The sequence below is a fragment of the Streptomyces sp. NRRL B-3229 genome (assembly GCF_000719505.1).
In the GTDB taxonomy this organism is placed as follows: Bacteria; Actinomycetota; Actinomycetes; order Streptomycetales; family Streptomycetaceae; genus Streptomyces; species Streptomyces griseorubiginosus.
The window spans coordinates 81,584-104,558 of record NZ_JOGP01000012.1; the positions used below are offsets into that span (position 1 = coordinate 81,584).

28 protein-coding genes, 1 tRNA gene and 1 riboswitch are annotated in these 22,975 nt (G+C 69.2%); of the genes, 11 read left to right on the top strand and 18 right to left on the bottom strand.

Going from position 1 to position 22,975, the window contains the following annotated elements; genetic code table 11:
• Nucleotides 1–9 precede the first annotated feature (9 nt).
• Complete coding sequence (locus IF54_RS0121220) at nucleotides 10–774, bottom strand: ABC transporter permease (protein WP_051735497.1); 765 nt, start codon at nucleotides 772–774, stop codon at nucleotides 10–12.
• Nucleotides 775–850: 76 nt separating this feature from the next.
• A complete protein-coding gene (locus IF54_RS0121225; RefSeq protein ID WP_030321016.1) occupies nucleotides 851–1,651 on the bottom strand; it encodes an ABC transporter permease in 801 nt (266 codons plus the stop codon).
• Nucleotides 1,652–1,854: 203 nt separating this feature from the next.
• Here IF54_RS0121225 and IF54_RS0121230 point away from each other — a divergent pair, with 203 nt between their 5' ends.
• Nucleotides 1,855–4,263, top strand: coding sequence for a transglycosylase domain-containing protein (locus IF54_RS0121230; protein WP_037820341.1), 2,409 nt, complete (start codon nucleotides 1,855–1,857; stop codon nucleotides 4,261–4,263).
• A 30-nt stretch (nucleotides 4,264–4,293) separates the two neighbouring features.
• Here IF54_RS0121230 and IF54_RS0121235 read toward each other — a convergent pair whose 3' ends face one another.
• The 3 genes from IF54_RS0121235 to IF54_RS0121245 form a co-directional block, all read right to left on the bottom strand.
• Complete coding sequence (locus tag IF54_RS0121235) at nucleotides 4,294–4,614, bottom strand: DMT family transporter (protein WP_030321018.1); 321 nt, start codon at nucleotides 4,612–4,614, stop codon at nucleotides 4,294–4,296.
• 38 nt (nucleotides 4,615–4,652) lie between these two features.
• A riboswitch (guanidine-III (ykkC-III) riboswitch) is annotated at nucleotides 4,653–4,737 on the bottom strand.
• 46 nt (nucleotides 4,738–4,783) lie between these two features.
• Nucleotides 4,784–5,134 (bottom strand): GroES family chaperonin, encoded by a 351-nt coding sequence (locus IF54_RS0121240; RefSeq protein WP_020138964.1) that lies wholly within the window; start codon nucleotides 5,132–5,134, stop codon nucleotides 4,784–4,786.
• Between the two features lie 44 nt (nucleotides 5,135–5,178).
• On the bottom strand, nucleotides 5,179–5,508 hold the full coding sequence (locus IF54_RS0121245; protein WP_030321020.1) for a DUF3618 domain-containing protein: 330 nt from the start codon (nucleotides 5,506–5,508) through the stop codon (nucleotides 5,179–5,181).
• Nucleotides 5,509–5,602: 94 nt separating this feature from the next.
• Here IF54_RS0121245 and bcp point away from each other — a divergent pair, with 94 nt between their 5' ends.
• From bcp to IF54_RS0121260, 4 genes are all read left to right on the top strand, one after another.
• Complete coding sequence (gene bcp, locus IF54_RS0121250; RefSeq protein ID WP_020138966.1) at nucleotides 5,603–6,070, top strand: thioredoxin-dependent thiol peroxidase; 468 nt, start codon at nucleotides 5,603–5,605, stop codon at nucleotides 6,068–6,070.
• Between the two features lie 132 nt (nucleotides 6,071–6,202).
• Nucleotides 6,203–6,748, top strand: a complete 546-nt coding sequence (locus IF54_RS0121255; protein WP_078852065.1) for an HNH endonuclease signature motif containing protein — start codon at nucleotides 6,203–6,205, stop codon at nucleotides 6,746–6,748.
• Nucleotides 6,745–7,416, top strand: a complete 672-nt coding sequence (locus IF54_RS41325) for an HNH endonuclease (protein ID WP_037820343.1) — start codon at nucleotides 6,745–6,747, stop codon at nucleotides 7,414–7,416. Before IF54_RS0121255 ends, IF54_RS41325 begins: the two co-directional genes overlap by 4 nt.
• Nucleotides 7,417–7,431: 15 nt before the next feature.
• Nucleotides 7,432–7,506, top strand: a tRNA-Leu gene (locus tag IF54_RS0121260).
• Between the two features lie 56 nt (nucleotides 7,507–7,562).
• Here the strand turns inward: IF54_RS0121260 and rdgB are convergent.
• The 4 genes from rdgB to IF54_RS0121280 all read right to left on the bottom strand — a co-directional run bounded on the left by rdgB (nucleotide 7,563) and on the right by IF54_RS0121280 (nucleotide 9,899).
• On the bottom strand, nucleotides 7,563–8,165 hold the full coding sequence (rdgB, locus tag IF54_RS0121265; protein WP_030321025.1) for an RdgB/HAM1 family non-canonical purine NTP pyrophosphatase: 603 nt from the start codon (nucleotides 8,163–8,165) through the stop codon (nucleotides 7,563–7,565).
• Nucleotides 8,166–8,187: 22 nt separating this feature from the next.
• Complete coding sequence (locus tag IF54_RS0121270; protein ID WP_030321027.1) at nucleotides 8,188–8,592, bottom strand: hypothetical protein; 405 nt, start codon at nucleotides 8,590–8,592, stop codon at nucleotides 8,188–8,190.
• Between the two features lie 145 nt (nucleotides 8,593–8,737).
• Nucleotides 8,738–9,475 (bottom strand): ribonuclease PH, encoded by a 738-nt coding sequence (gene rph / locus IF54_RS0121275; RefSeq protein WP_030321028.1) that lies wholly within the window; start codon nucleotides 9,473–9,475, stop codon nucleotides 8,738–8,740.
• Between the two features lie 61 nt (nucleotides 9,476–9,536).
• Entirely contained in the window at nucleotides 9,537–9,899 is a 363-nt protein-coding gene (locus IF54_RS0121280) for a PTS glucose/sucrose transporter subunit IIB (protein WP_324616561.1), read from the bottom strand.
• Between IF54_RS0121280 and IF54_RS0121285 the strand changes: the two genes are divergently transcribed.
• Entirely contained in the window at nucleotides 9,898–11,202 is a 1,305-nt protein-coding gene (locus IF54_RS0121285; RefSeq protein ID WP_030321030.1) for a PTS transporter subunit EIIC, read from the top strand. The two genes, IF54_RS0121280 and IF54_RS0121285, sit on opposite strands and share 2 nt — an antisense overlap.
• A 100-nt stretch (nucleotides 11,203–11,302) precedes the next feature.
• Nucleotides 11,303–12,610 (top strand): PTS transporter subunit EIIC, encoded by a 1,308-nt coding sequence (locus IF54_RS0121290; RefSeq protein ID WP_030321031.1) that lies wholly within the window; start codon nucleotides 11,303–11,305, stop codon nucleotides 12,608–12,610.
• A 72-nt stretch (nucleotides 12,611–12,682) separates the two neighbouring features.
• On the opposite strand, the gene IF54_RS0121295 is transcribed toward IF54_RS0121290, so the two are convergent.
• Nucleotides 12,683–13,435 (bottom strand): MBL fold metallo-hydrolase, encoded by a 753-nt coding sequence (locus IF54_RS0121295; RefSeq protein WP_030321033.1) that lies wholly within the window; start codon nucleotides 13,433–13,435, stop codon nucleotides 12,683–12,685.
• A 234-nt stretch (nucleotides 13,436–13,669) separates the two neighbouring features.
• Here IF54_RS0121295 and IF54_RS0121300 point away from each other — a divergent pair, with 234 nt between their 5' ends.
• Nucleotides 13,670–14,122 (top strand): type II toxin-antitoxin system PemK/MazF family toxin, encoded by a 453-nt coding sequence (locus IF54_RS0121300; protein ID WP_030321034.1) that lies wholly within the window; start codon nucleotides 13,670–13,672, stop codon nucleotides 14,120–14,122.
• Nucleotides 14,123–14,151: 29 nt separating this feature from the next.
• Here IF54_RS0121300 and IF54_RS0121305 read toward each other — a convergent pair whose 3' ends face one another.
• From IF54_RS0121305 to clpS, 7 genes are all read right to left on the bottom strand, one after another.
• Nucleotides 14,152–15,102 (bottom strand): PLP-dependent cysteine synthase family protein, encoded by a 951-nt coding sequence (locus tag IF54_RS0121305; RefSeq protein ID WP_030321036.1) that lies wholly within the window; start codon nucleotides 15,100–15,102, stop codon nucleotides 14,152–14,154.
• 6 nt (nucleotides 15,103–15,108) lie between these two features.
• Nucleotides 15,109–15,387, bottom strand: a complete 279-nt coding sequence (locus IF54_RS0121310; protein WP_007382355.1) for a MoaD/ThiS family protein — start codon at nucleotides 15,385–15,387, stop codon at nucleotides 15,109–15,111.
• A gap of 88 nt (nucleotides 15,388–15,475) precedes the next feature.
• Nucleotides 15,476–15,571, bottom strand: a complete 96-nt coding sequence (locus IF54_RS44075; protein ID WP_020138976.1) for a putative leader peptide — start codon at nucleotides 15,569–15,571, stop codon at nucleotides 15,476–15,478.
• 98 nt (nucleotides 15,572–15,669) lie between these two features.
• Nucleotides 15,670–16,092 (bottom strand): Mov34/MPN/PAD-1 family protein, encoded by a 423-nt coding sequence (locus tag IF54_RS0121320; protein WP_030321039.1) that lies wholly within the window; start codon nucleotides 16,090–16,092, stop codon nucleotides 15,670–15,672.
• Nucleotides 16,093–16,175: 83 nt separating this feature from the next.
• Nucleotides 16,176–17,588 (bottom strand): amino acid permease, encoded by a 1,413-nt coding sequence (locus IF54_RS0121325; protein WP_030321042.1) that lies wholly within the window; start codon nucleotides 17,586–17,588, stop codon nucleotides 16,176–16,178.
• Nucleotides 17,589–17,911: 323 nt separating this feature from the next.
• Nucleotides 17,912–18,514 carry a DUF2017 domain-containing protein gene (locus IF54_RS0121330; protein ID WP_030321044.1) on the bottom strand — a complete coding sequence of 201 codons (603 nt, stop codon included), beginning with the start codon at nucleotides 18,512–18,514 and terminating at the stop codon, nucleotides 17,912–17,914.
• A gap of 233 nt (nucleotides 18,515–18,747) precedes the next feature.
• Nucleotides 18,748–19,065, bottom strand: a complete 318-nt coding sequence (gene clpS / locus IF54_RS0121335) for an ATP-dependent Clp protease adapter ClpS (protein WP_020138980.1) — start codon at nucleotides 19,063–19,065, stop codon at nucleotides 18,748–18,750.
• Between the two features lie 58 nt (nucleotides 19,066–19,123).
• On the opposite strand from clpS, the gene IF54_RS0121340 reads away from it, so the two are divergent.
• Together IF54_RS0121340 and IF54_RS0121345 are read left to right on the top strand one after the other, a co-directional pair.
• The gene (locus tag IF54_RS0121340) at nucleotides 19,124–20,470 is read left to right on the top strand and encodes a nicotinate phosphoribosyltransferase (RefSeq protein ID WP_030321045.1); all 1,347 of its coding nucleotides are present in this window, start codon (nucleotides 19,124–19,126) and stop codon (nucleotides 20,468–20,470) included.
• Nucleotides 20,471–20,700: 230 nt separating this feature from the next.
• On the top strand, nucleotides 20,701–21,288 hold the full coding sequence (locus IF54_RS0121345; RefSeq protein ID WP_030321047.1) for an isochorismatase family protein: 588 nt from the start codon (nucleotides 20,701–20,703) through the stop codon (nucleotides 21,286–21,288).
• Between the two features lie 48 nt (nucleotides 21,289–21,336).
• On the opposite strand, the gene IF54_RS0121350 is transcribed toward IF54_RS0121345, so the two are convergent.
• On the bottom strand, nucleotides 21,337–22,074 hold the full coding sequence (locus tag IF54_RS0121350; protein ID WP_030321050.1) for a helix-turn-helix domain-containing protein: 738 nt from the start codon (nucleotides 22,072–22,074) through the stop codon (nucleotides 21,337–21,339).
• A 223-nt stretch (nucleotides 22,075–22,297) separates the two neighbouring features.
• On the opposite strand from IF54_RS0121350, the gene IF54_RS0121355 reads away from it, so the two are divergent.
• The gene (locus tag IF54_RS0121355) at nucleotides 22,298–22,969 is read left to right on the top strand and encodes a DUF4097 family beta strand repeat-containing protein (RefSeq protein WP_030321052.1); all 672 of its coding nucleotides are present in this window, start codon (nucleotides 22,298–22,300) and stop codon (nucleotides 22,967–22,969) included.
• Nucleotides 22,970–22,975 lie beyond the last annotated feature (6 nt).

Sequence of the window (22,975 nt, forward strand, 5' to 3'; positions counted from 1 at the left end):
CCTCCGCCACTAACTCCCCGTACTCCGATACGAACCGAGCCCTGCCCGCCACGCGAGACCGGCCAGTCCACAGCACACCGCGGCCACCAGCGGCGGCGCGAAGGCCGCCCACTCCGGCAGGTCCAGCGGATACGGCCGGCCCAGCACGTAGCAGGCCGGCACCCAGTTGACGAAGGCGAGCGGGAACATGAAGGTGACGCCCCGCACGAAGTCCTTCCCGAACACGGTCGGCGGGTACTGGAGCAGCGTCGTACCGCCGTACGTGAACGCGTTCTGCACCTCCGCCGCGTCCTGAGCGAAGATCTGGAAGGCAGCGCCCGCCACGAACACCGCGCAGAAGATCACCGCGCCGCTGAGCACCATCACCGGCACCAGCAGCACCTTGGCCGCGCTCCAGTCGACGTCCACCGAGGCCAGTGCCCAGACCAGCACCACCGTGCCCTGGGTGATCCGGCCCAGGCGGCGCACTGCGAAGTGGTCCGCGCCGATCTGCGCGAGCACCGGCGCGGGCCGCACCAGCAGGGTGTCGAAGGAGCCGTCGCGGATCCGGGAACCCAGCACGTCCATCGAGCCGAGCACCAGGTCGGCGATCCCGAAGGCGGTCACCGAGAGGCCGTAGAGGAAGGCGATCTCGGGCAGCCGCCAGCCGCCCAGCGCGTCGACCTGCGAGAACATCAGCAGGATCCCGACGAAGTCCAGACCCGTCACCGCCAGGTTTCCGCACACCGTGACGACGAAGGAGGTGCGGTAGGTCATGGCGGAGCGGATCCACATGCCCGCGATCAGCCGGTACGCCCGCAGCCCTTCGCCCAGCCGGGAACCCCGGACCACCTCGGTCCCTTGCGTCGCCTCAGCCACCCTGCACCACCACCCGCCGCGTCGCCGCCTGCTGGAGCAGCCGCCCGGCCGCCAGCAGCACCACCGCCCACGCCGCCTGGAAGGCATAGGCGCTGAGCGGGTCCGTCTCGCCCATCAGGACGTCCGCCGGCATCTGGAGCTGCGCCGCCCAGGGCAGGGCCCGCACGATGTCGCCGAGGACGCCCGGGAAGGCGTTCAGCGGGAAGACCATGCCCGAGCAGAAGACCCCGAGGATCATCACGGCCTGCGAGATGCCCTGGCCGTCCAGCAGCCAGAACGCGCTCAGGGCGGCGAGGTACCGGATCCCGAAACTGACGAGCATCGCGAGCAGCAGCGCCACCAGCAGGGCGGCCCAGGAGGTGACGTCCGTGGGCAGCGCCATCGGGAAGAACAGCGCCCCGAAGGTGAAGGGGATCACGCCGCGTCCCAGCAGCTGGAACAGCGACCGGCCCAAGTCGCCTGCCAGCCACCACAGTTGGAGGTCGGCCGGCCGGTACAGGTCGACCGCGATCTCGCCCGTGCGGATGCGGTCCATCAGGTCCTTCTCGGCACCGCCGCCCTGGATGGCCAGCGTCGAGTAGAGACACTGCCCCAGCCAGACGTAGGTGACCGCCTGCGCCTGGTCGTATCCACCGAGATGGGGCTTCTGCTCCCACAGCGCGAGGTACGTGTAGACCAAGATCACACCGAAGACGGTGTTGGTGAACACCCCGGCGAGCGTCGCCGCCCGGTACGTCGCGTACCGTCTGAATCCACCCGCCGCGACGGCCGCGTACAACCGCCCCGAACCCACATCCACAGCCCTCCTCGGCCCGCCGACACCGAAGCGCAGGAGCCTAGTGCGCAGGTGGCGGGGCGGGCCACCCATTTTCCGGGCGAGACGCGCGCCATATCCGGGAACGGAACGGATGGTGCGAGAGTCTTCAACAGGGGGCGCAGAAGGCGTACGAGGTCGTACGGGAACGTACGACGCGAAATCAGGAGTCCGTGCACGACATGAGCGACCAGCCGCAGCAGCCGACCGAGGGCTGGGCACCGAGAGACCCACAGACGGTTGAAGAGCCCGGCGGGGAGAAGAAGGCCAAGCGGCCCAAGCGCACGGGCTGGCGACGGCTGATCCCGACCTGGCGCATGGTGCTGGGCACCTTCGTCCTCGGGCTGCTGGTCCTGGCAGGGCTGTTCTACCTCGGCTACTCCATGGTCAAGATCCCGCCGGCCAACGCGCTCGCCACCAAGCAGTCCAACGTCTACCTGTACGCCGACGGCAGCCAGCTCGCCCGCGACGGCGAGGTCAACCGCGAGAACGTCTCCCTCTCGCAGGTCTCCAAGGACGCCCAGCACGCCGTCCTCGCCGCCGAGGACCGCGACTTCTACACCGAGTCCGCGATCGACCCGAAGGCCATGCTGCGGGCCGCGTGGAACACCGCCACCGGCAAGGGCAAGCAGTCCGGCTCCACGATCACCCAGCAGTACGTGAAGAACTACTACCTGGCCCAGGAGCAGACGGTCACCCGCAAGGCCAAGGAGTTCTTCATCTCGATCAAGCTGGACCGCGAGAAGTCCAAGGACGAGATCCTCGAGGGCTACCTCAACACCAGTTACTTCGGCCGCAACGCCTACGGCATCCAGGCCGCCGCCCAGGCCTACTACGGCCAGGACGCCGTCGAGCTCGACCCGGCCCACGCCGCCTACCTCGCCGCGCTGGTCAACGCGCCGAGCGAGTACGACGTCGTCGCCCACCCCGAGAACAAGGGTACGGCCGAGGCCCGCTGGAACTACGTCCTGGACGGCATGGTCAAGAAGGGCTGGCTCGCCCAGTCGGAGCGCACCGGCCTGAAGTTCCCGATGCCGAAGGAGCAGACCGTCTCCACCGGGCTGTCCGGGCAGCGCGGCTACATCAGGGACGCGGTCGAGGACTACATCCTCACCAACAAGATCCTCACCAAGGAGCAGCTGGAGGCGGGCGGTTACCGCATCACCACCACCCTGGACAAGACCAAGCAGAACGCCTTCGTGAAGGCGGTCAACGACCAGGTGATCGACAAGCTCGACAAGAAGGACAACAAGGCCGACACCTACGTCCGCGCGGGCGGCGCCTCCGTCGACCCGAAGACCGGCAGGCTCGTCGCGATGTACGGCGGCATCGACTACGTCAAGCAGTACACGAACGGCGCGACCCGCGGCGACTTCCAGGTCGGCTCCATCTTCAAGCCCCTCGTCCTCGCCGCGGCCGTCCAGAACGACTCCAGGACGCAGGACGGGCAGACGATCACCCCGAACACGTACTACGACGGCACCAACAAGCGTCCCGTCGTGGGCTGGAGCGGCGGCAGCTACGCCCCCGAGAACGAGGACCAGGGCTCCTACGGCGAGATCACCGTCCGCGAGGCCACCGACAAGTCCGTCAACTCGGTGTACGCGCAGATGGCCGTCGACGTCGGCTCCGACAAGGTCAAGCAGACCGCGATCGCCATGGGCATCCCGGCCGACACCCCCGACCTGACGGCGACCCCGTCCATCGCCCTCGGCGTGAACACCGCGAGCGTCCTCGACATGGCGCAGGCCTACGCGACCCTCGCCAACCACGGCAGGCACGGCACGTTCACGATGATCGACAAGATCACCAACGGCGAGGAGACCGTCCCGCTGCCCGCGCAGAAGACCCGCCAGGTCATCAGCCGCGAGGCCGCCGACACCACCACCTCGGTCCTTCAGAGCGTCGTCCAGAACGGCACCGCCACCGCCGCCCTGGCCGCCGGCCGCCCCGCCGCCGGCAAGACCGGCACCGCCGAGGAGGACACTGCGGCCTGGTTCGCGGGCTACACCCCCCAGCTCGCCACGGTCGTCTCCGTGATGGGTCAGGACCCGGTGACCGCCGCCCACAAGTCGCTGTACGGCGCGCTCGGTCTCCAGCGCGTCAACGGCGGCGGTCCGCCCGCCCAGATCTGGGCGCAGTACACCAAGGCCGCCCTCAAGGGGAAGCCGGCCGCCGACTTCGACCTGGAGCTCCAGCCGGGCGCCGAGAACCAGGCCCCCGGCACCCAGGCCCCCGTCGAGCCGTCCACCGAGGGCCAGGACAACGGCGGCACCACGACCGGCGGCGACACCGGCGGCCAGGACAACGGGGGCGCGACCCAGGGGCCGACGCAGGGCCAGTCCCAGGGGCAGACCCAGGGCCAGGACAACGGCGGCACCACGACCGGCGGCGACACGACGGGCGGCGACACCGGCGGTACGACGACCGACGGGGGCACGACCGGCGGCACCACCGGGGACACCTCCGGCGGCACCACCGACGGCGGCACCACGGGTGACGCGGCCGGGGGCGCGAACGGGGACTCGCCGAGCGGCGGGGCGGCGACCGGCGGCCAGAACCCGGCGATCCTCGGCACCCGCGAGGAGTGACGGCGCGGCCGGGGCCGGAGGGACCGGGTGTCAGTGACCCGAGGTCGCCTTCAGCCCCACCACGGCGACCAGCAGCAGGCACACGAAGAAGATCCGCGCGGCGGTGACCGGCTCCCCCAGCACCACCATGCCGAGCACCGCCGCACCGGCCGCCCCGATCCCGACCCAGACGCCGTAGGCGGTACCGATGGGAAGGGACTTGGCGGCGCAGGAGAGCAGGATCATGCTGGCGACGATGCCGGCGCCGGTGAACAGACTGGGCACGAGCCGGGTGAATCCCTCGGTGTACTTCATACCGACCGACCAGCCGACTTCGAGCAGACCGGCGACGACGAGCAGAACCCAGGCCATGAGAGGCACCTCCGAGACGACTGACTGGCTGACTGCGGGGTGCGTCGTCTTTCCCAGTGCTCTTACGGCGGTCCCGGTACGGCGCGTCTCGTCGGGCTCCCTTCGAAGGTAGCAAGGAAACGGCGAAAGGGGCCGGTGACGATGGTCACCGGCCCCTTTCGCCGTCGTATTACAGGTACAAGCCGGTCGAGTCCTCGGAACCCTCGAACCGGTCGGCCGCCACCGCGTGCAGGTCGCGCTCCCGCATGAGGACGTACCCGACGCCCCGGACCTCGACCTCGGCGCGGTCCTCGGGGTCGTAGAGCACACGGTCGCCCGGCTCCACCGTACGGACGTTCTGTCCCACGGCGACGACCTCGGCCCAGGCCAGTCGCCGCCCGACGGCCGCGGTGGCCGGGATGAGGATGCCGCCGCCCGACCGTCGCTCGCCCTCACCGTTCTCCTGCCGCACGAGCACGCGGTCGTGCAGCATCCGGATGGGCAGCTTGTCGTGCGGGGTGTCGTTTCTCTTGGCGCTCACGCGACTGAACCTACCTGTCCTCGACGCCCGGGTACGCGGCCGGGTCAGCCCTTGCGGCGCCGGGCACCGAGGGCGAGAAGGCCCACGAGTCCCACGGCGACGAGGGCGACGGGCACGACGCGTTCGAGGCGGGGCGAGCCCTCCTCGTCCACGAACTGGGCCTTCACCTCGGTGACGGCCTTGTTGACGGAGACGTAGGCCCGTCCGAGCGTGTGGTCGATGTTGGAGACCACCTTGGCCCTGGCGTCCCCGACGATCGTCTTCGGGTGCACCCGCACCCCGATCTCGTCGAGGGTCTCGGCCAGCACCTCGCGGCGGCGCTTGATGTCCGCCTCGATCTGCGCCGGGGTTCTGATGTCCGACGTGTCCGCCACGGCAGGCCCTCCGAAGTCGCTTCGTACGTGTCCTGGACAGTCTGTCAGTTCCTTCGGCGACCGCACTGTCAGGACCCCCGGTTACGCTGACCCAATGAGCGAGCGACTCCAGCCCGGGGACGTGGCCCCCGCCTTCACCCTGCCCGACGCCGACGGCAACGACGTGTCCCTCTCCGCCCACAAGGGCCGCAAGGTCATCGTCTACTTCTACCCGGCCGCCCTGACCCCCGGCTGCACGAAGCAGGCCTGTGACTTCACGGACAACCTGGAGGTGCTGGCCGGCGCGGGCTACGACGTCATCGGCATCTCCCCGGACACCCCGGAGAAGCTGGCGAAGTTCCGTGACAAGGAGTCCCTCAAGGTCACCCTCCTCGCGGACCCGGAGAAGTCCGTGACGGAGGCCTACGGCGCGTACGGCGAGAAGAAGAACTACGGCAAGACGTACATGGGCGTCATCCGTTCCACGGTGATCGTGGACGAGGAGGGCAAGGTCGAACGGGCCCTGTACAACGTCCGCGCGACGGGCCACGTGGCAAAGATCATCAAGGACCTGGCCATCTGACCGGTTCCCTCCCGAACGGCCCGCACCGGTTTGCCTGGTGCGGGCCGCTTTACATTTCGGGCGTGACTGTCCGATAAGCGGTTCGCTACTCCGTACGGGCCGCGAACGTGAGCTCGGAACGGAGGGGGTTCGGTGGGGGCGAACGTCCACGAGCGGACGAAGAAGCTCGGGGTGGACGTCTCTCACTTCGAGCGTGAGGGTGCCAAGTGGACTCGGGACATCCTTCAGCCGGTCGTCGCGGCCTCGACGAGCGTCAATGACGTCCTGCGCCGACTCGGACTTGAAGTGGTCGGCGGCCACCACACCAACATCTCTCGGCGGATCAAGGCCTACGGCATCGACACCTCGCACTTCGCGCCGGTGGTGCGCACGGAGCGGCAGCGGTACAACCAGCGCCGCCGGACAGCCGAGGAGATCCTCGTCGAGAACACCTCGCCGGACGCACGCCGTGCGCCGAGCAGCCGCCTCAAGCGTGCGATGAGCGAGCAGGGCGTGGAGGAGCGCTGCGCCATGTGCGGGATCGAAGGGGTCTGGCTCGGCGAACCGCTCCCCCTGGAGGTCGACCACATCGACGGCAGTTGGCGGAACAACCGCGTCGAGAACCTGCGGCTGCTGTGTCCCAACTGCCACTCGACGACGGACAGTTACCGGGGGCGCAGTAAGGGTCGTGCGGCATGACCATCGGCATGCAGTACACCCGAGAGCAACTGATTGATGCGGCCGCCAAGTGTTCCGACATCGACGAGGTCATCACCTTCTTCGGCACTCACCCCTACCGCAATCTCCGTAGGCACCTTTACAGCCGTTTCGAACACTTCGGCATCGACGTTTCGCACTTCCCCCGCAGACGACGTGCAGTGGGACCTCCCCCCAGGCCCACCGCAGACGAGTTGCGACGCGCAATCGAGAACGCCGTCTCCATCGCAGGCGCCCTCCGCGCCTTGGACAGGCCCTGCAACGGCCAGCGGCGCACGCTGTTCCACCAGTGGGTCGCAGAGGACGGCCTGGACACTTCGCACTTTCTGGGGCAGGTACATCAGCTGGGCAGGTCAAGTTCGATGGCTAAGCACCCCGAGAACATTCTCGTCCGACACGGCAGCAAGCATCGGACAAAGACCTCGCTACTACGGCGAGGGCTCCGCGAAGTCGGTGTACCCGAGGAGGGCACCAAATGCGGCACCGGCCCCAAATGGCTCGGCAAGCCCATGACACTGGAGGTCGATCACATCAACGGGGACTGGCGCGATAACCGCCGAGAGAACCTGCGGCTGCTCTGCCCCAACTGCCACGCGATCACCAGTACGTGGTGCAGAGGAGGTCGACGAGCGGTCCACAGCGCCCAGTAGAGTAGACGACGCTGCGGGCCCGTATCCCAGCAGGCTAGAGGACGCCGGTTTAGATCCGGTGCGTCGTGGGTTCAAGTCCCACCGGGCCCACAGGAAAGCAAGGCCCTGCACCTTAGATTCTAAGGCGCAGGGCCTTGCTTCTAGGCTCAGCCCAACAACTCCCGCACCACCGGCACCAACGCCCGGAACGCCTGCCCACGGTGGCTGATCGCGTTCTTCTGCTCCGCTGTCAGCTCGGCGCAGGTCCGGCTCTCGCCGTCCGGCTGGAGGATCGGGTCGTAGCCGAAGCCGTTCGTGCCTGTCGGGGCGTGGCGGAGAGTGCCTCGCAGGCGGCCCTCGACCACCCGCTCCGTGCCGTCCGGCAGCGCCAGCGCCGCCGCGCAGGCGAAGTGGGCGGCCCGGTGTTCGTCGGCGATGTCGGAGAGCTGGGCCAGCAGGAGGTCCAGGTTGGCCTTGTCGTCTCCGTGCCGGCCCGACCAGCGGGCCGAGAAGATGCCGGGGGCGCCGCCCAGGACGTCGACGCAGAGGCCCGAGTCGTCGGCCACGGCGGGCAGGCCGGTCGCCTGGGCCAGGGCGTGGGCCTTCAGCAGGGCGTTCTCGGCGAAGGTGACGCCGGTTTCCTTGACGTCCGGGATCTCGGGGTACGCGTCCGCGCCGACGAGGTCGAACGGCAGGCCTGCGTCGGCGAGGATCGCGTGGAGCTCGGTGATTTTCCCGGCGTTGCGGGTGGCGAGGATCAGGCGGGTCATGCCGTCCAGTATCCAGCGCGGGTCAGGGGGTGCAGACCTTCGTCAACTCGCCCGCCGCGTCGGTGATCGGGCTGAGGTCGGGGGTCTGGTCGCCGTTCTTGACGGCCGTACGGACGTTGTTCACGGCCGTGTTGAGGTCGTCGACGGCTTTGTTGACGTCGGCGTTGTCGGTCTTGTCGCCGATCTCGTCGAGGTTCTGGTCGATGGAGGCGAGGGCCTCGTCGATCTGGGTGGGGTCGCTGGAGGCGTTCTCCACGGCCTGCTGGAGGTCGGTGACGCTGTCGGCGACGGCCTCGGCGGTCTGGACGCAGTCCAGTGCCTTGCTGACGGCGTCGCAGCCGGTCGTGAGGCCGAGGGTGAGTCCCGCGGCGGCCACTACGGCGGCGATGGTGAGACGGCGACTTCGGCGGCGTGGGCTCGCGGCCATGGTTCTGTTCCTCCTTTGGTCAGGCCTCAGGAGGCCCCCGTTGTCTGGCCGGGCGCCCGTTGTGCACAGCGGGCGCCCGTACCGGTGAAGACGCCGGTGCGGCCGGTCGGGTTGCCCGGACCGGCCGCTGTTCTTGGCGTTTCCTTTACCTTTCGAGGACGCTGTCGAGCGCCTTGGTCTGGAGGGCGGCGAGTTCCGTGCAGCCCAGGACGGCGAGGTCGAGGAGGGAGTTGAGCTCCTCGCGGGCGAAGGGCTCCGCCTCGGCGGTGCCCTGGACCTCGACGAAGCGGCCGTCGCCGGTGCAGACGACGTTCATGTCGGTGTCGGCGCGCACGTCCTCCTCGTAGCGCAGGTCGAGGAGGGGCACTCCGCCGACGATGCCGACGGAGACGGCGCTGACGGTTCCGGTCAGGGGCTTGCGGCCGGGCTTGACGAGCTTCTTGCCCTGGGCCCAGGCGACGGCGTCGGCGAGGGCGACGTAGGCGCCGGTGATGGCCGCCGTGCGGGTGCCGCCGTCGGCCTGGAGGACGTCGCAGTCCAGGACGATGGTGTTCTCGCCGAGCGCCTTGTAGTCGATGACCGCGCGCAGGGAGCGGCCGATGAGGCGGCTGATCTCGTGCGTGCGGCCGCCGATCTTGCCGCGGACGGATTCGCGGTCGCCGCGGGTGTTGGTGGCGCGGGGCAGCATGGAGTACTCGGCGGTCACCCAGCCCTCGCCGCTGCCCTTGCGCCAGCGGGGGACGCCTTCGGTGACGGAGGCGGTGCAGAAGACCTTGGTGTCACCGAAGGAGACGAGGACGGAGCCCTCGGCGTGCTTGCTCCAGCCGCGTTCGATGGTGACCGGGCGGAGTTGTTCGGGGGTGCGGCCGTCGATTCGAGACATGGGCCGAGCCTATCGGCCTCGCGGGCGAGGGTTCGGCGTGCTCAGCTCACTCCGCGACCGCTCACATCATGTCCTCGATCTCGGCGGCGATGGGGTCGGCGTCGGTGCCGATGACGACCTGGATCGCGGTGCCCATCTTGACGACTCCGTGGGCGCCGGCGGCCTTGAGGGCGCCGTCGTCGACGAGGGAGGCGTCGTGGACCTCGGTGCGCAGGCGTGTGATGCAGCCCTCGATCTCGTCGATGTTGTCGATGCCGCCGAGTCCCGCGACGATCTTCTCCGCCTTGGTGGCCATGTCGTTCTCCTCCTGCGCAGTTGGCCCAACTTCACGGGCGATTGAGCTGTTCGTACCGAAAGATGACGTGACAGCAGCTCCCTCGTCCGTGACTGGTCTACACCACCTGACAGGCGGTAGCCAACTCATGAGTCAGCCTTCGAGTGCCGAGACCGAGATCTCGCCCGCGCGTCGGCGGTGGCAGTCGGCGTTCCAGGGGCTCCAGAAGATGGGTCGCTCCCTTCAACTGCCCATCGCCGTGCTGCCGGCCGCGGGCATCCTGAACCGGCTGGGCCAGCCGGACGTGTTCGGGGCCGACGGCCTGGGCTGGACGAACGTGTCCAAGGTGATGGCGGGCGCGGGCGGGGCGCTGCTGGACGGTCAGTTGGGGCTGCCGCTGCTGTTCTGCGTGGGTGTGGCCATCGGGATGGCGAAGAAGGCGGACGGGTCGACGGCGCTGGCGGCGGTGGCGGGGTTCCTCGTCTACTTCACGGTGCTCCGGCAGTTCCCGGAGGACTGCCCGAACGGGGCGAAGGCGGTGCCGAACATCGGGTGCCAGGCGACCGTCGATCACACGGTGGTGGCGTTCACTTACCAGAATCCCGGGGTGTTCGGCGGCATCGTGATGGGGCTGCTGACGGCGTTCTTCTGGCAGCGGTACCACCGCACCAAGCTGGTGGACTGGCTGGGCTTCTTCAACGGCCGTCGTCTGGTGCCGATCATCATGGCGTTCGTGGCGATCGTGTTCGCGGCGCTGTGTCTGTGGGTGTGGCCGCCGATCGGTGACGGTCTGGAGAACTTCAGCGACTGGCTGACGGACGCGGGGGCGTGGGGGTCGGGGCTGTTCGGGGTGGCGAACCGGGCGTTGCTGGTGATCGGGCTGCACCAGTTCCTGAACGTGCCCATCTGGTTCCAGTTCGGGACGTACACGAAGCCGGACGGTATGCAGGTGCACGGTGACATCAACATGTTCCTGGCGGGCGACCCGCACGCGGGGCAGTTCCTGTCGGGGTTCTTCCCGATCATGATGTTCGCGCTGCCGGCGGCGGCGCTGGCGATCACGCACTGTGCGAAGCCGGCGCGGCGCAAGGAGGTCGGCGGGCTGATGCTGTCGGTGGCGCTGACGTCCTTCGTGACGGGGATCACCGAGCCGATCGAGTACTCGTTCCTGTTCGTCGCGCCGGTGCTGTACGCGGTGCACGCGGTGCTGACGGGTGTGTCGATGGCGGTGACGTGGGGGCTCGGGGTGCATGACGGCTTCAGCTTCTCGGCCGGGCTGATCGACTACGTCATCAACTGGAACCTGGCGACGAAGCCGTGGGCGATCGTGCCGATCGGGCTGTGTTTCGCGGCCGTCTACTACGCGGTCTTCCGTTTCGCGATCACCCGGTTCGACCTCGAGACGCCGGGCAGGGAGCCGGAGGAGGAGGTCGAGGACGTCACCAAGGTGTAGTCCTCCGGTTGCAAAACTGACGGGTTCCTTATAACGCCCCCATCGTGTACAACAGGTCTACACCACTGAGTGGTGTAGACCACCCGATGGAGGAAGCGTTATGAGCACCGCCACCGCGCCCACGGCGCCACCCGCGAAGAAGCGGGGATCAGGCCTGTTCCAGGGCCTGCAGAAGGTAGGCCGAAGCCTTCAGCTGCCGATCGCCGTGCTGCCGGCGGCGGGCATCCTGCTGCGTCTGGGGCAGCCGGACTCGCAGGAGCGGTTCCACATCAACGCCGACGTGGCGAAGGTGTTCGCCGGTGCCGGCGGTGCCCTGCTGGACAGCTCCTTCGGTCTGCCGCTGCTCTTCTGCATAGGCGTGGCCATCGGCTTCGCGAAGAAGTCCGACGGCTCGACGGCGCTGGCGGCGGTGGTGGGCTTCCTCGCCTACTACGCGGTGATCCACCAGTACCCGATCAAGGACGGGCACGAGGGCGCGACCTACACGGCGACCGGCCTCGGCGGCGGCTTCTGGCAGAAGGGCACCGAGGCAGCGACGACCGCGACCTTCCAGAACCCGGGTGTGCTCGGCGGCATCATCCTCGGTCTGCTGACGGCGGTCCTGTGGCAGCGCTACCACCGCAAGAAGCTCGTCGACTGGCTCGGCTTCTTCAACGGCCGCCGTCTCGTCCCGATCATCACGGCCGCCGTCGGCACGGTCCTCGGTGTCCTGGTGGTCCTGGGCTGGGAGCCCATCGGCAATGTCATCACCAACTTCGGTGAGTGGATGACCGGCCTCGGCTCCTTCGGCTCGGCCCTCTTCGGTCTCATCAACCGCGCGCTGATCCCGATCGGCATGCACCAGTTCGTCAACTCGGTGGCCTGGTTCCAGATCGGCGACTACACCAACTCCGCGGGCACCGTCTTCCACGGCGACCTGCCCCGCTTCTTCGCCGGTGACCCGACCGCCGGTATGTTCATGACCGGCTTCTTCCCGATCATGATGTTCGGCCTGCCGGCCGCCGCCCTCGCGATCGCGCACTCGGCCCGCCCCGAGCGCCGCAAGGCCGTGCTGGGCATGATGATGTCGATGGCTCTGACCTCGTTCTTCACGGGTGTCACCGAGCCGATCGAGTTCACCTTCATGTTCATCGCGCCGGTGCTCTACGCCATCCACGCGGTCCTCACCGCGATCTCGATGGCCGTCACCTGGGCGCTCGGCATGCACATGGGCTTCAGCTTCTCGGCCGGCTTCATCGACGTCTTCATCAACTGGGGCATCTCCACCAAGCCCTGGCTGCTGATCCCGGTCGGCCTGGCCTTCGGCGCGATCTACTACGTCGTCTTCCGCTTCGCCATCGTCAAGTTCAACCTCCCCACCCCGGGCCGCGAGCCCGAGGAGGAGCTGGAGGATCTCACCAAGGCGTAGGAACGGCCTCACCGCGTGCGAAGGCCCCCGGAGTCCTGAACCTCTCCGGGGGCCTTCGGCATGTCGTAGGGGCTAGATGTCGTACGACTGTCTCGGCGCCGCCAGGGACACCGGGCCGTCGTACACCGCGCGCGCGTCGGCGAGGTTGACCTGGGGGTCGGTCCACGGGGGGATGTGGGTGAGGACCAGGCGGCGGGCGCCTGCCCGGGTCGCCGTCTCTCCCGCCTCGCGGCCGTTGAGGTGCAGGTCGGGGATGTTCTCCTTGCCGTGCGTGAAGGCGGCCTCGCACAGGAACAGGTCGGTGTCGCGGGCGAGTTCGGTGAGCGCGGGGCTGAGGCCGGTGTCGCCGGAGTACGTGAGCGACGTGCCGCCGTGCTCGACGCGGATGCCGTACGCCTCCACCGGGTGGGCCACGCGCTCCGTGTGGACGGTGAAGGGGCCTATGTCGAAGGTGGACGGCTTGACCGTGTGGAAGTCGAAGACCTCGCTCATGGAGGAGGCGGTGGGGGTGTCGGCGTAGGCCGTGGTCAGGCGGTGTTCGGTGCCTTCGGGGCCGTAGACCGGGATGGGGTCGCAGCGGCCGCCTTCGTGGCGGTAGTAGCGCGCGACGAAGTACGCGCACATGTCGATGCAGTGGTCGGCGTGCAGATGGCTGAGGAAGATCGCGTCGAGGTCGTAGAGACCGCAGTGGCGCTGCAACTCGCCAAGGGCACCGTTGCCCATGTCGAGAAGCAGCCGGAAGCCGTCGGCCTCGACGAGGTAGCTCGAGCAGGCCGATTCCGCGGACGGGAACGACCCCGAGCAGCCGACGACGGTGAGCTTCATAAAGCAGAAACCTCCGCTGGCGGGAAACTTTTCTGGGAAGGAGACGGGGGTCGTGCGGTTCGTCGAGCGTAAGGCGCAAAACCTCTGGTCGCTCCTCCGCCAAGGGCTGTTGTGGGCGAACTCACCTGTGCTGTCACCGGTTCGGCTGGACCAAGGGCGCGTAGGGAGTGTGACCGCGCTAACGGCTTGAGCAGAGGGCGCGCGGCGCTGATCGCGCGCCGGTACCGTCTCCTCATGGACACGTCCTGGTGGCTCGCGCTCGCGGCGGTGATACTGCTCGGACTCGTCGCCACGCTCGTGGACGGCTGGGGGCGGGGGCACCGGCCCCGGGGGCGGGCGGACCGTACGACCAGGCCGTCCGGGCGTTCGACGGGGGTGCGGCCGCGGCCCGCGGAGATCTGGTGGGCACAGGTGCCGTACGAGGACGGGTCGGGCGCCAAGGACCGGCCCTGTCTGGTGCTGGCCGTGCACGGCCGGCGGGCCACGGTCGCGAAGATCACCAGCAAGTACCACGACGAGCGGGCCGGGGTGATCCCGTTGCCGCCGGGCTCGGTGGGCGACGCGCGGGGCCGGGCGAGCTTCCTGGAGACGAACGAGCTGCGTCAGGTGCGGGTCGGGGACTTCCGCCGCAAGGCCGGAGTGGTGGACCCGGTCCTGTGGGACCAGGTCAGACACCTCGCGACCTGAGGCCTGTCCGGCGGACAGGCCTCAGCGGGTCACGCCCAGAGCTGGCCCTGGAGGGTCTCGATGGCTTCCTCTGTCGTGGCCGCCGTGTAGACGCCCGTGGACAGGTACTTCCAGCCGCCGTCGGCCACCACGAAGACGATGTCGGCGGACTCCCCCGCCTTGAGCGCCTTGTTGCCGACGCCGATCGCCGCGTGCAGGGCGGCACCCGTGGAGACGCCCGCGAAGATGCCCTCCTGCTGGAGGAGCTCACGGGTGCGGGTGACCGCGTCCGCCGAGCCGACCGAGAAGCGGGTGGTGAGGACGGAGGCGTCGTACAGCTCCGGTACGAAGCCCTCATCGAGGTTGCGGAGCCCGTACACCAGGTCGTCGTAGCGCGGCTCGGCGGCGACGATCTTCACGTCCGGCTTGTGCTCGCGCAGGTAGCGGCCGACGCCCATCAGGGTGCCGGTGGTGCCGAGGCCGGCGACGAAGTGGGTGATGGAGGGGAGGTCGGCGAGGATCTCCGGGCCGGTGGTGGCGTAGTGAGCGCCCGCGTTGTCCGGGTTGCCGTACTGGTAGAGCATCACCCAGTCGGGGTGCTCGGCGGACAGCTCCTTGGCGACCCGTACGGCGGTGTTGGAGCCGCCCGCGGCCGGCGAGGAGATGATCTCGGCGCCCCACATGGCGAGCAGGTCCCGGCGCTCCTGCGAGGTGTTCTCGGGCATCACGCAGACGATCCGGTAGCCCTTGAGCTTCGCGGCCATCGCCAGCGAGATGCCGGTGTTGCCGGAGGTGGGCTCCAGGATCGTGCAGCCCGGGGTCAGCCGGCCGTCCTTCTCCGCCTGCTCGATCATGTGCAGGGCGGGGCGGTCCTTGACCGAGCCGGTGGGGTTGCGGTCCTCCAGCTTGGCCCAGATGCGGACGTCGGCGGACGGCGACAGCCGCGGCAGGCGCACCAGAGGGGTGTTGCCCACCGCGGCCAGCGGGGAGTCGTAACGCATCGACGATCAGGCCATGCCGCCGGCCACGGCCGGCAGGATCGTGACGTTGTCGCCGTCGGTGAGCTTGGTGTTGATCCCGTCGAGGAAGCGGACGTCCTCGTCGTTCAGGTAGACGTTGACGAAGCGGCGCAGCTCACCGCCGTCCACGATGCGGGCCTGGACGCCCGCGTGCCGGGTCTCGAGGTCGGCGAAGAGCTCGGCGAGGGTGTTCCCGTTGCCCTCCACCGCCTTCTGGCCGTCGGTGTAGGTGCGGAGGATGGTCGGGATGCGGACCTCGATGGCCATGGTTGCGGGCTCCTGTCGGGAAGTGTCTGGTCGGGTGGGCGCACGACGACGCGCGCCGCGGCTCACGGCCGTACGGCGGCAGGGAACGTCAACAGATGGCGCTGTTCAGCCTGCACAGGTCGACGTGCAGCCGCGCCACGAGCAGGATGCTCGGCGCCTTCTCGCTCACGTCGTTCAGAACCATGGGCTCATCGTATCGATTCCCGGTCCGGGTCCCGGAGTGTGATCTCGCATGCTGGATGGATTCTGACCGGACTGTGAGATCGGTAGGCGGTTGGGAGATCAATAGGCCTCGACGACCGTGACCTCCTCCTCCGTGACCTCGCCTTCCACGATCCGGTACGAGCGGAACTGGAAGTCGCCGAGGCCGTCGGTGTCCGCGGTGGAGACCAGGACGTAGTGGGCGCCGGGCTCGTTGGCGTAGGAGATGTCGGTGCGGGAGGGGTAGGCCTCGGTCGCGGTGTGGGAGTGGTAGACGATCACCGGCTCCTCGTCGCGGTCGTCCATCTCCCGGTAGAGCTTGAGGAGGTCGCCGGAGTCGAACTCGTAGAAGGTCGGGGACATCGCCGCGTTGAGCATCGGGATGAAGCGCTCCGGGCGGTCCGAGCCGGCCGGGCCCGCGACGACTCCGCACGCCTCGTCGGGGTGGTCCTTGCGGGCGTGCGCGACGATCTGGTCCACGAGGGCCTGGGTGATGGTCAGCATGGTGGTCAGGATAAGCAGAAGGGCTGCCCGGTACCGAGGAGTGGTACGGGGCAGCCCATATGCCGGACGTGCCGGGACGTTCCCTAGCCGGAGACCTTCTCGAGCTCCGGCTTCTGCCGGTCCGCGACCTGCGGGTTCCGGGCCTTCAGCACGACCCAGCCGACGCCGAGGGCGACCGCCCACACGGCGAGCACGTACAGGCTGATCCGGGACTCGGAGTCCTTCATGATCAGGCCGGTCACGAAGAGCAGGAACACGATGGCGATCCATGAGCCCACCGAGCCGCCCGGCGCCGGGAAGGACGAGGCGGGCAGGCGTCCCGCCTCGACCGCGCGCCGGTAGCGGACGTGACTGACGAGGATCATGAGCCAGGTCCAGATGCCGGCGCCGACCGCCACCGAGGTGACGTAGGCGAACGCCTTCTCCGGGACGACGTAGTTCAGGACCACGCCGATGCCCATGAAGGCCACCGAGACGGTGATGCCCAGCGCGGGCGTCTTGGTGGAGGAGAGCCTGCCGAAGACGGTGGGGGCCTCGCCGCTGTCGGCCAGGTTCCGCAGCATGCGGCCGGTGGAGTACATGCCGGAGTTGCAGGACGACAGGGCCGCGGTCAGGACCACGAAGTTGACGATGCCGGCGCCCGCCGGGATGCCGATCTTCGCGAAGGCCTCGACGAACGGGGAGACGCCGGGGGCGAACTCGGTCCACTTCACGACGCAGAGGATGACGGTGAGCGCGCCGACGTAGAAGAGGGCGATCCGCCACGGGAGGGTGTTGATGGCCTTGGGGAGCGTCTTCTCGGGGTTCTCGGACTCGCCCGCGGTGACACCGACGAGCTCGACGGCGAGGTAGGCGAACATGACGCCCTGCAAGGTCATCAGGGACGAGCCGATGCCGTTGGGGAAGAAGCCGTCGAACTCCCACAGGTTGGAGACGGCGGCGGTGTCACCGGCGTCGCTGAAGCCGAAGGTGAGGACGCCGAGGCCGATCACGATCATGCCGATGAGGGCGGTGACCTTGATCATGGAGGCCCAGAACTCGATCTCGCCGAACAGCTTCACCGAGATCAGGTTCGCCGTGAACAGGACGACCAGGAAGACCAAGGCCGTCACCCACTGCGGGATGCCCGGGAACCAGTAGTGGATGTAGATCGCGGCGGCCGTCAGTTCGGCCATGCCGGTGACGACCCACATCAGCCAGTACGTCCAGCCGGTGAAGTAGCCGAAGAACGGGCCGAGGAACTCGCGGGAGTACTCCGCGAAGGAGCCGGAGACCGGACGGTAGAGCAGCAGCTCGCCGAGGGCCCGCATGATGAAGAAGATGATCACGCCCGCGAGGGCGTACATCAGGATGAGACTGGGACCGGCCTTGGCGATGTTCGCCCCGGCGTTGAGGAAGAGCCCGACGCCGATGGCGCCGCCGATCGCGATCATCTGGACCTGACGGCTGCCGAGTCCGCGCTCGTACCCCTCTTCGGGTGCCTTCTCGGAGGTCATACGTGTGGTGCGCCTTTCTCCATGCCGAACCGGGCCTCTGGTCGGCCACGGATCGGGTTTCGATCCCCCCGGATTGATGGAGTGGTGCCAGGCCGGTGGTTACCGGCGCTGTGGCGCACCCGGGCGAACATAAGGGTGGTGTCCGGCCGGGCGGTCGTGAAGATTTATCACGGCCGCAACAGAGATCACCCGGGCGCGATGTGGCGCAGAGCACAGGGAGAAGCGGACAAAGGGCGCGGGGACGGAACGAAAGCCGTCAGCGTGGTGACGTGATCGTTATCCGGATTTGAGCGTCCTCTGAGCGAGCACAGAACCGTCACATCTCACGGCATAAGGGTCGTCACGAGGGTCTCCTGGAGGCCGCCGAGCCAGAGGTAGGCCATCACCATGGGCTTGCGCGGGTCCTCGTCCGGGAGCCGGTAGAGGAGGTCGGTGTCCTCCTCGTCGGTGATGTCGAGGCGGGAGCCGATCGCGAGGCGCAGGTCGTTGAGGGCGCCGAGCCACTGCCGGGACTCGTCGGTCGACAGCTTGAGGACCGCACCCCCGTCGCCCGCGACCTGGAGCGCGTCCAGGGTGCGGACCACCGCGAGGGCGTTCTCGCGCTTGCCGGCCCGCAGGTCGTTCTCGGTGTAGCGGCGGAACTCCGAGGAGTACGCCCGCTGTTCCTCGGCAGCCGCGGCCTCCGGGGTGCCCTCGGGGTCGCTGTAGGCGTCCGGGAACAGCCGCTTGAGCACCGGGTCGGAGGGCGGCTCGCTCGGCCCCTCGGCGAAGAGCTCGGCGAGCGGGTCGTCGGGGGCGTCCTCGGCGGGCCCCGGCCCGATGAGTTCGAGGAGCTGGACGGCCAGCGACCGGATGATGGAGATCTCGACCTCGTCGAGGGCGACGGCCGCGCCGCCGCCGGGGATCGGTTCGAAGGTTCCTGGCATCAGGGAGTGTCCTCGGGGATCGGGTCGGCCGGGTGGGGCGGGTGCTTCGCGGACGGGGTCGGGCGAGTTCGAACGAGGTCGAACGGGGTCGGGCGGGGTCCGGTGCGGCCGGTCGCGAGACGGACATGAGGCGGCGGGGGCGGCCGTAAGGCCCCGAGGGCGGGAGCGGCCTCGCGTGCGCAGGCTTCCGGGACGCCGGGGCGGTTCCAGAGGGCGCGCACGGAGTGGACGCGCTACTTCCGGTCCTGCTGGAGGGTGGCCCACAGGCCGTATCCGTGCATCGCCTGCACGTCGCGTTCCATCTCCTCGCGGCTGCCGCTGGAGACGACCGCCCGGCCCTTGTGGTGGACGTCCATCATGAGCTTGGTGGCCTTGTCCTTCGAGTACCCGAAGTACGTCTGGAAGACGTAGGTCACGTAGCTCATGAGGTTGACGGGGTCGTTGTGCACGATCGTGACCCAGGGGACGTCCGGCTCGGGTACGGCGAAGACCTCCTCCGCCGACTCGGTGCGTTCGATCTCTACGGGAGCGGGTGACGTCACACGGCCCATGCTGCCACGGGCACCATAAATCGTCACACTGACGCGAAGTGGGGTAGCATCCGTTGTTATGAACACAGCGGACCTTGGGCTGCCGGTGGACGTTCCCTCGACGGCGCTCTTCACGGACCAGTACGAGCTCACGATGGTGCAGGCCGCCCTGAAGGCGGGTACCGCCGAACGGCGGAGCGTGTTCGAGGTCTTCACCCGCCGGCTGCCGGACGGGCGGCGCTACGGCGTCGTCGCGGGCACCGGCCGGGTGCTCGACGCGGTGGAGAACTTCCGCTTCGACGCGGACGTCATCGGCTTCCTGCGGGAGCGGGACATCGTCGACGAGGAGACCCTCGACTGGCTCGGCTCCTACCGCTTCGGCGGGGACATCTGGGGCTACCCGGAGGGCGAGGTGTACTTCCCGGGCTCGCCGATCATGCGGGTGGAGGGCTCCTTCGCCGAGTGCGTGCTCCTGGAGACCGTCATCCTGTCGATCCTCAACCACGACTCCGCGATAGCCGCGGCCGCCTCCCGGATGTCCTCGGCCGCCGGGGACCGGCCCCTCATCGAGATGGGCGCCCGCCGCACCCACGAGCTGTCCGCGGTCGCCGCCTCCCGCGCCGCCTACGTCGGCGGCTTCGCCACCACCTCCGACCTCGCCGCCGGCTTCCGCTACGGCATCCCCACCGTCGGCACCTCCGCCCACGCCTTCACCCTCCTGCACGACCGGGAGCGGGACGCCTTCCAGGCCCAGGTGAACTCGCTGGGCCGCGGCACCACCCTGCTCGTCGACACGTACGACGTCACCGAGGCGGTCCGTACGGCCGTCGAGGTGGCCGGGCCCGAGCTGGGGGCCGTGCGCATCGACTCCGGCGATCTGCTGCTGGTCGCGCACCGGGTGCGGCAGCAGCTGGACGAGCTGGGCGCGAAGGGGACGCGGATCATCGTCACCTCCGACCTTGACGAGTACGCCATCGCCTCGCTGGCCGTGGCCCCGGTGGACGCTTACGGCGTCGGCACCCAGCTGGTGACCGGGTCCGGGCACCCGACCGCGTCGATGGTCTACAAGCTGGTCGCGCGGGCCGAGTCCGACGACCCGAAGGCGCCGCTGATCCCGGTCGCGAAGAAGTCCTCCGGCGGCAAGAGCTCGGTCGGCGGCCGCAAGTGGGCCGCGCGGCGGCTGGACGCGGAGGGGATCGCGGAGGCCGAGGTGGTGGGCACCGGAGCGGTGCCGCCCGCGCTCGCGGACCGGCAGCTGCTCGTCGAGCTGGTCAAGGGCGGCGAGGTCGTCGCACGGGAGCCGCTGGACGTCGTACGGGACCGGCACGCGGCCGCGCGGGCCAACCTGCCGTTGTCGGCGACCCAGTTGTCGCGCGGGGAACCCGTCCTTCCGACGGAGTACGTCACCGGGCGCACGGGTAGCTAGAGTCTGTCCGGCCGATCGGGCCGGCTCCCCCACGAGGTCGTCCGGGCACGGCGGATCCGGCAAGCGACGACAACACGGCAGCTCGGTGCGCCGGCCCGCACGACGCCGGCGTGATCCGCCGGACGGGCCCGGCGGCTGTCGTACCGAACGCGCCCGGCCATGCCCCCTCCCGCCGGGTGCCCGCAGTCTCTAGGCTCATAAGTTCACTCACCAGTCGAAGGACACCCACCATGCGCCGCGCCTTGATCGTCGTCGACGTGCAGAACGACTTCTGCGAGGGGGGCAGTCTCGCGGTGGCCGGCGGCGCCGACGTGGCCGCCGCCGTCACCGAACTGATCGGACAGGCGGCGGGCTCCGGCTACCAGCACGTGGTGGCCACCCGGGACCACCACATCGCGCCCGGCGGTCACTTCGCCGACAACCCCGACTTCGTGCACTCCTGGCCCGCGCACTGTGTCGCCGGCACCGAAGGGGTCGGGTTCCACCCCAACTTCGCTCCGGCCGTGGCCTCCGGCGCCATCGACGCCGTGTTCGACAAGGGGGCGTACTCGGCGGCGTACAGCGGTTTCGAGGGCACCGACGAGAACGGCGTGACGCTGGCCGAGTGGCTGCGGACGCGGGACGTCACTGAGGTGGACGTGGTCGGGATCGCCACGGACCACTGCGTACGGGCCACGGCGCTGGACGCGGCGCGCGAGGGCTTCCGCACCCAGGTCCTGCTCGACCTGACCGCGGGCGTCGCCGAGGCCACCACCGAGCGGGCGATCGAGGAGCTGCGCGAGGCGGGCGTGGAGCTCACGGGCAAGCCGGTGGTGTGACACGCACCGGGGCGGCGGGCCGGACCCCTGTGGTCCGGGTGACCCGTCCTAACCCCCGGTGTCCTGCCTCGGTACCCCCGGCTTGGTGTGGAGGACCTCGCGGGCCTGGTCGGCGGCGCGGGTGATGCTTTCCGAGATGAAGTCCAGGAAGCGGGCCATGTTCTCCAGGCGGGTGGCGGCCGGGGTGCCCGAGCCGAGGACCGGGACGCCCTGGCGTGCGGTCTCGGCGACCTGGGCGGTGGAGCGGGCGCTGGCCATCATCGCCTCGTACATGATCTCGTCGTCGACGACATAGCGCTCCCGTCGGCGCTCGTCGCGCTCCCGCCGGACCATCCCCTGGCCCTCCAGGAACGCGACCGCCTTGGACACGGACGCCGGACTGACCTGGAGGCGTCCCACCAGGTCGGCCGCGGTGAGGCTGCCCTCGTCGCTGAGGGTGAGCGAGGCCATCACCCTGGCCATCATCTTGGGCGTGCCGGACTGCATGAAGACGGTGGTCAGCGTCTCCTCGTACGCCCGCACCGCGTCCGCGTCCCGCCCGTGCGCCTGCGGGGGCGCCTCCGTTCCCCTGGGCGCGGCCTGCCTGCGCCGGTGGGCGCGGTGTTCGGTGGCGCGGTGGGCGAGGTCGGCACGGTAGGCGGTGGGGCCGCCGTTGCGCATGACCTCGCGGGTGACGGTCGAGGTCGGCCGGTCCAGGCGTCGGGCGATCTCCGCGTAGGCGAGCCCGTCGGCCAGTCCCAGCGCGATCTGCTGCCGTTCCTGCTGGGTGAGTCGGCCTCCCGGCATCGCGGTTCTCCTTCGTGGTCCGTGGCGGCTCAGCATAGCGTTCATCTCCATTCTATTGCAACGATTGCCAATCTGACGTTGCATTATCTTCAGGGCCGTTGCAATGAAAAGTAGCTCCTGAGCTGCCATTACTGTGCACACATGCAACTTGCTTATTGCCGATACCGTGAACGCAACGTAGCTTTTCCTCTATCGGAAACAGCAACGAGCACTGGAGCCAGTGATGCACACCTTCGCCACCACCACCCCTGTCAGCACCGTCCTCGACATCCCCGCCGGCCGTATCCAGGTCATCGCCGCCGACCGCGCCGACACCACGGTCGAGGTACTGCCCGCCGACGCCGGCAAGAGCCGCGACGTGAAGGCGGCCGAACAGATCCAGGTGTCCTACGACGACGGAGTCCTGCGGATCGCGGCCCCGGCCGCCAGGAACCAGTACGTCGGCCCCACCGGCTCCGTCGAGGTGACGGTCCGGCTGCCCGCGGACTCCCACGTCGAGGCCAGGGCGGCCGCCGCCGGGTTCCGGGCCGTCGGACGGCTCGGCGACGTGACCTTCGAGGGCGCGTACGGCCCGGTCAAGATCGACGAGGCCGCGAGCGTCCGGCTCACCGCCGCCGACGGCGACGTCTCGGTCGGCCGGCTGGGCGGCCCCGCGGAGATCAGCACCCAGCGCGGCGACATCCGGATCGCCGAGGCGGTGCGCGGCACGGCCGTGCTGACCACCCAGAAGGGCGACATCTCCGTCGACGCGGCCCGGGGAACCTCCGCCTCCCTGGACGCCGGCACCGGCTACGGCCGGATCAGCAACACGCTCAGGAACACCGACGGCGCCACCGCCGACCTGCACATCCGCGCGACCACCAGCCACGGCGACATCACCGCCCGCGCCCTGTGACCGCCA

Bases quoted from the DNA above. Each gene is read 5' to 3' on its own strand.
- IF54_RS0121325 (WP_030321042.1), bottom strand. From the start codon at position 17,588: ATGACCTCCGAGAAGGCACCCGAAGAGGGGTACGAGCGCGGACTCGGC.
- IF54_RS0121310 (WP_007382355.1), bottom strand. From the start codon at position 15,387: ATGGCCATCGAGGTCCGCATCCCGACCATCCTCCGCACCTACACCGAC.
- IF54_RS0121230 (WP_037820341.1), top strand. From the start codon at position 1,855: ATGAGCGACCAGCCGCAGCAGCCGACCGAGGGCTGGGCACCGAGAGAC.
- IF54_RS0121235 (WP_030321018.1), bottom strand. From the start codon at position 4,614: ATGGCCTGGGTTCTGCTCGTCGTCGCCGGTCTGCTCGAAGTCGGCTGG.
- IF54_RS0121340 (WP_030321045.1), top strand. From the start codon at position 19,124: ATGAACACAGCGGACCTTGGGCTGCCGGTGGACGTTCCCTCGACGGCG.
- IF54_RS0121280 (WP_324616561.1), bottom strand. From the start codon at position 9,899: ATGAGTTGGCTACCGCCTGTCAGGTGGTGTAGACCAGTCACGGACGAG.
- IF54_RS0121270 (WP_030321027.1), bottom strand. From the start codon at position 8,592: ATGGCCGCGAGCCCACGCCGCCGAAGTCGCCGTCTCACCATCGCCGCC.
- IF54_RS0121290 (WP_030321031.1), top strand. From the start codon at position 11,303: ATGAGCACCGCCACCGCGCCCACGGCGCCACCCGCGAAGAAGCGGGGA.
- IF54_RS0121285 (WP_030321030.1), top strand. From the start codon at position 9,898: ATGAGTCAGCCTTCGAGTGCCGAGACCGAGATCTCGCCCGCGCGTCGG.
- IF54_RS0121330 (WP_030321044.1), bottom strand. From the start codon at position 18,514: ATGCCAGGAACCTTCGAACCGATCCCCGGCGGCGGCGCGGCCGTCGCC.
- rph (WP_030321028.1), bottom strand. From the start codon at position 9,475: ATGTCTCGAATCGACGGCCGCACCCCCGAACAACTCCGCCCGGTCACC.
- IF54_RS0121300 (WP_030321034.1), top strand. From the start codon at position 13,670: ATGGACACGTCCTGGTGGCTCGCGCTCGCGGCGGTGATACTGCTCGGA.
- clpS (WP_020138980.1), bottom strand. From the start codon at position 19,065: ATGGGCCGTGTGACGTCACCCGCTCCCGTAGAGATCGAACGCACCGAG.
- IF54_RS0121305 (WP_030321036.1), bottom strand. From the start codon at position 15,102: ATGCGTTACGACTCCCCGCTGGCCGCGGTGGGCAACACCCCTCTGGTG.
- IF54_RS0121350 (WP_030321050.1), bottom strand. From the start codon at position 22,074: ATGCCGGGAGGCCGACTCACCCAGCAGGAACGGCAGCAGATCGCGCTG.
- IF54_RS0121295 (WP_030321033.1), bottom strand. From the start codon at position 13,435: ATGAAGCTCACCGTCGTCGGCTGCTCGGGGTCGTTCCCGTCCGCGGAA.
- IF54_RS0121220 (WP_051735497.1), bottom strand. From the start codon at position 774: ATGTGGATCCGCTCCGCCATGACCTACCGCACCTCCTTCGTCGTCACG.
- IF54_RS0121345 (WP_030321047.1), top strand. From the start codon at position 20,701: ATGCGCCGCGCCTTGATCGTCGTCGACGTGCAGAACGACTTCTGCGAG.
- IF54_RS0121320 (WP_030321039.1), bottom strand. From the start codon at position 16,092: ATGCTGACCATCACCCAGGCCCTCGTGGACCAGATCGTCGCGCACGCC.
- rdgB (WP_030321025.1), bottom strand. From the start codon at position 8,165: ATGACCCGCCTGATCCTCGCCACCCGCAACGCCGGGAAAATCACCGAG.
- IF54_RS41325 (WP_037820343.1), top strand. From the start codon at position 6,745: ATGACCATCGGCATGCAGTACACCCGAGAGCAACTGATTGATGCGGCC.
- bcp (WP_020138966.1), top strand. From the start codon at position 5,603: ATGAGCGAGCGACTCCAGCCCGGGGACGTGGCCCCCGCCTTCACCCTG.
- IF54_RS0121355 (WP_030321052.1), top strand. From the start codon at position 22,298: ATGCACACCTTCGCCACCACCACCCCTGTCAGCACCGTCCTCGACATC.
- IF54_RS44075 (WP_020138976.1), bottom strand. From the start codon at position 15,571: ATGGTTCTGAACGACGTGAGCGAGAAGGCGCCGAGCATCCTGCTCGTG.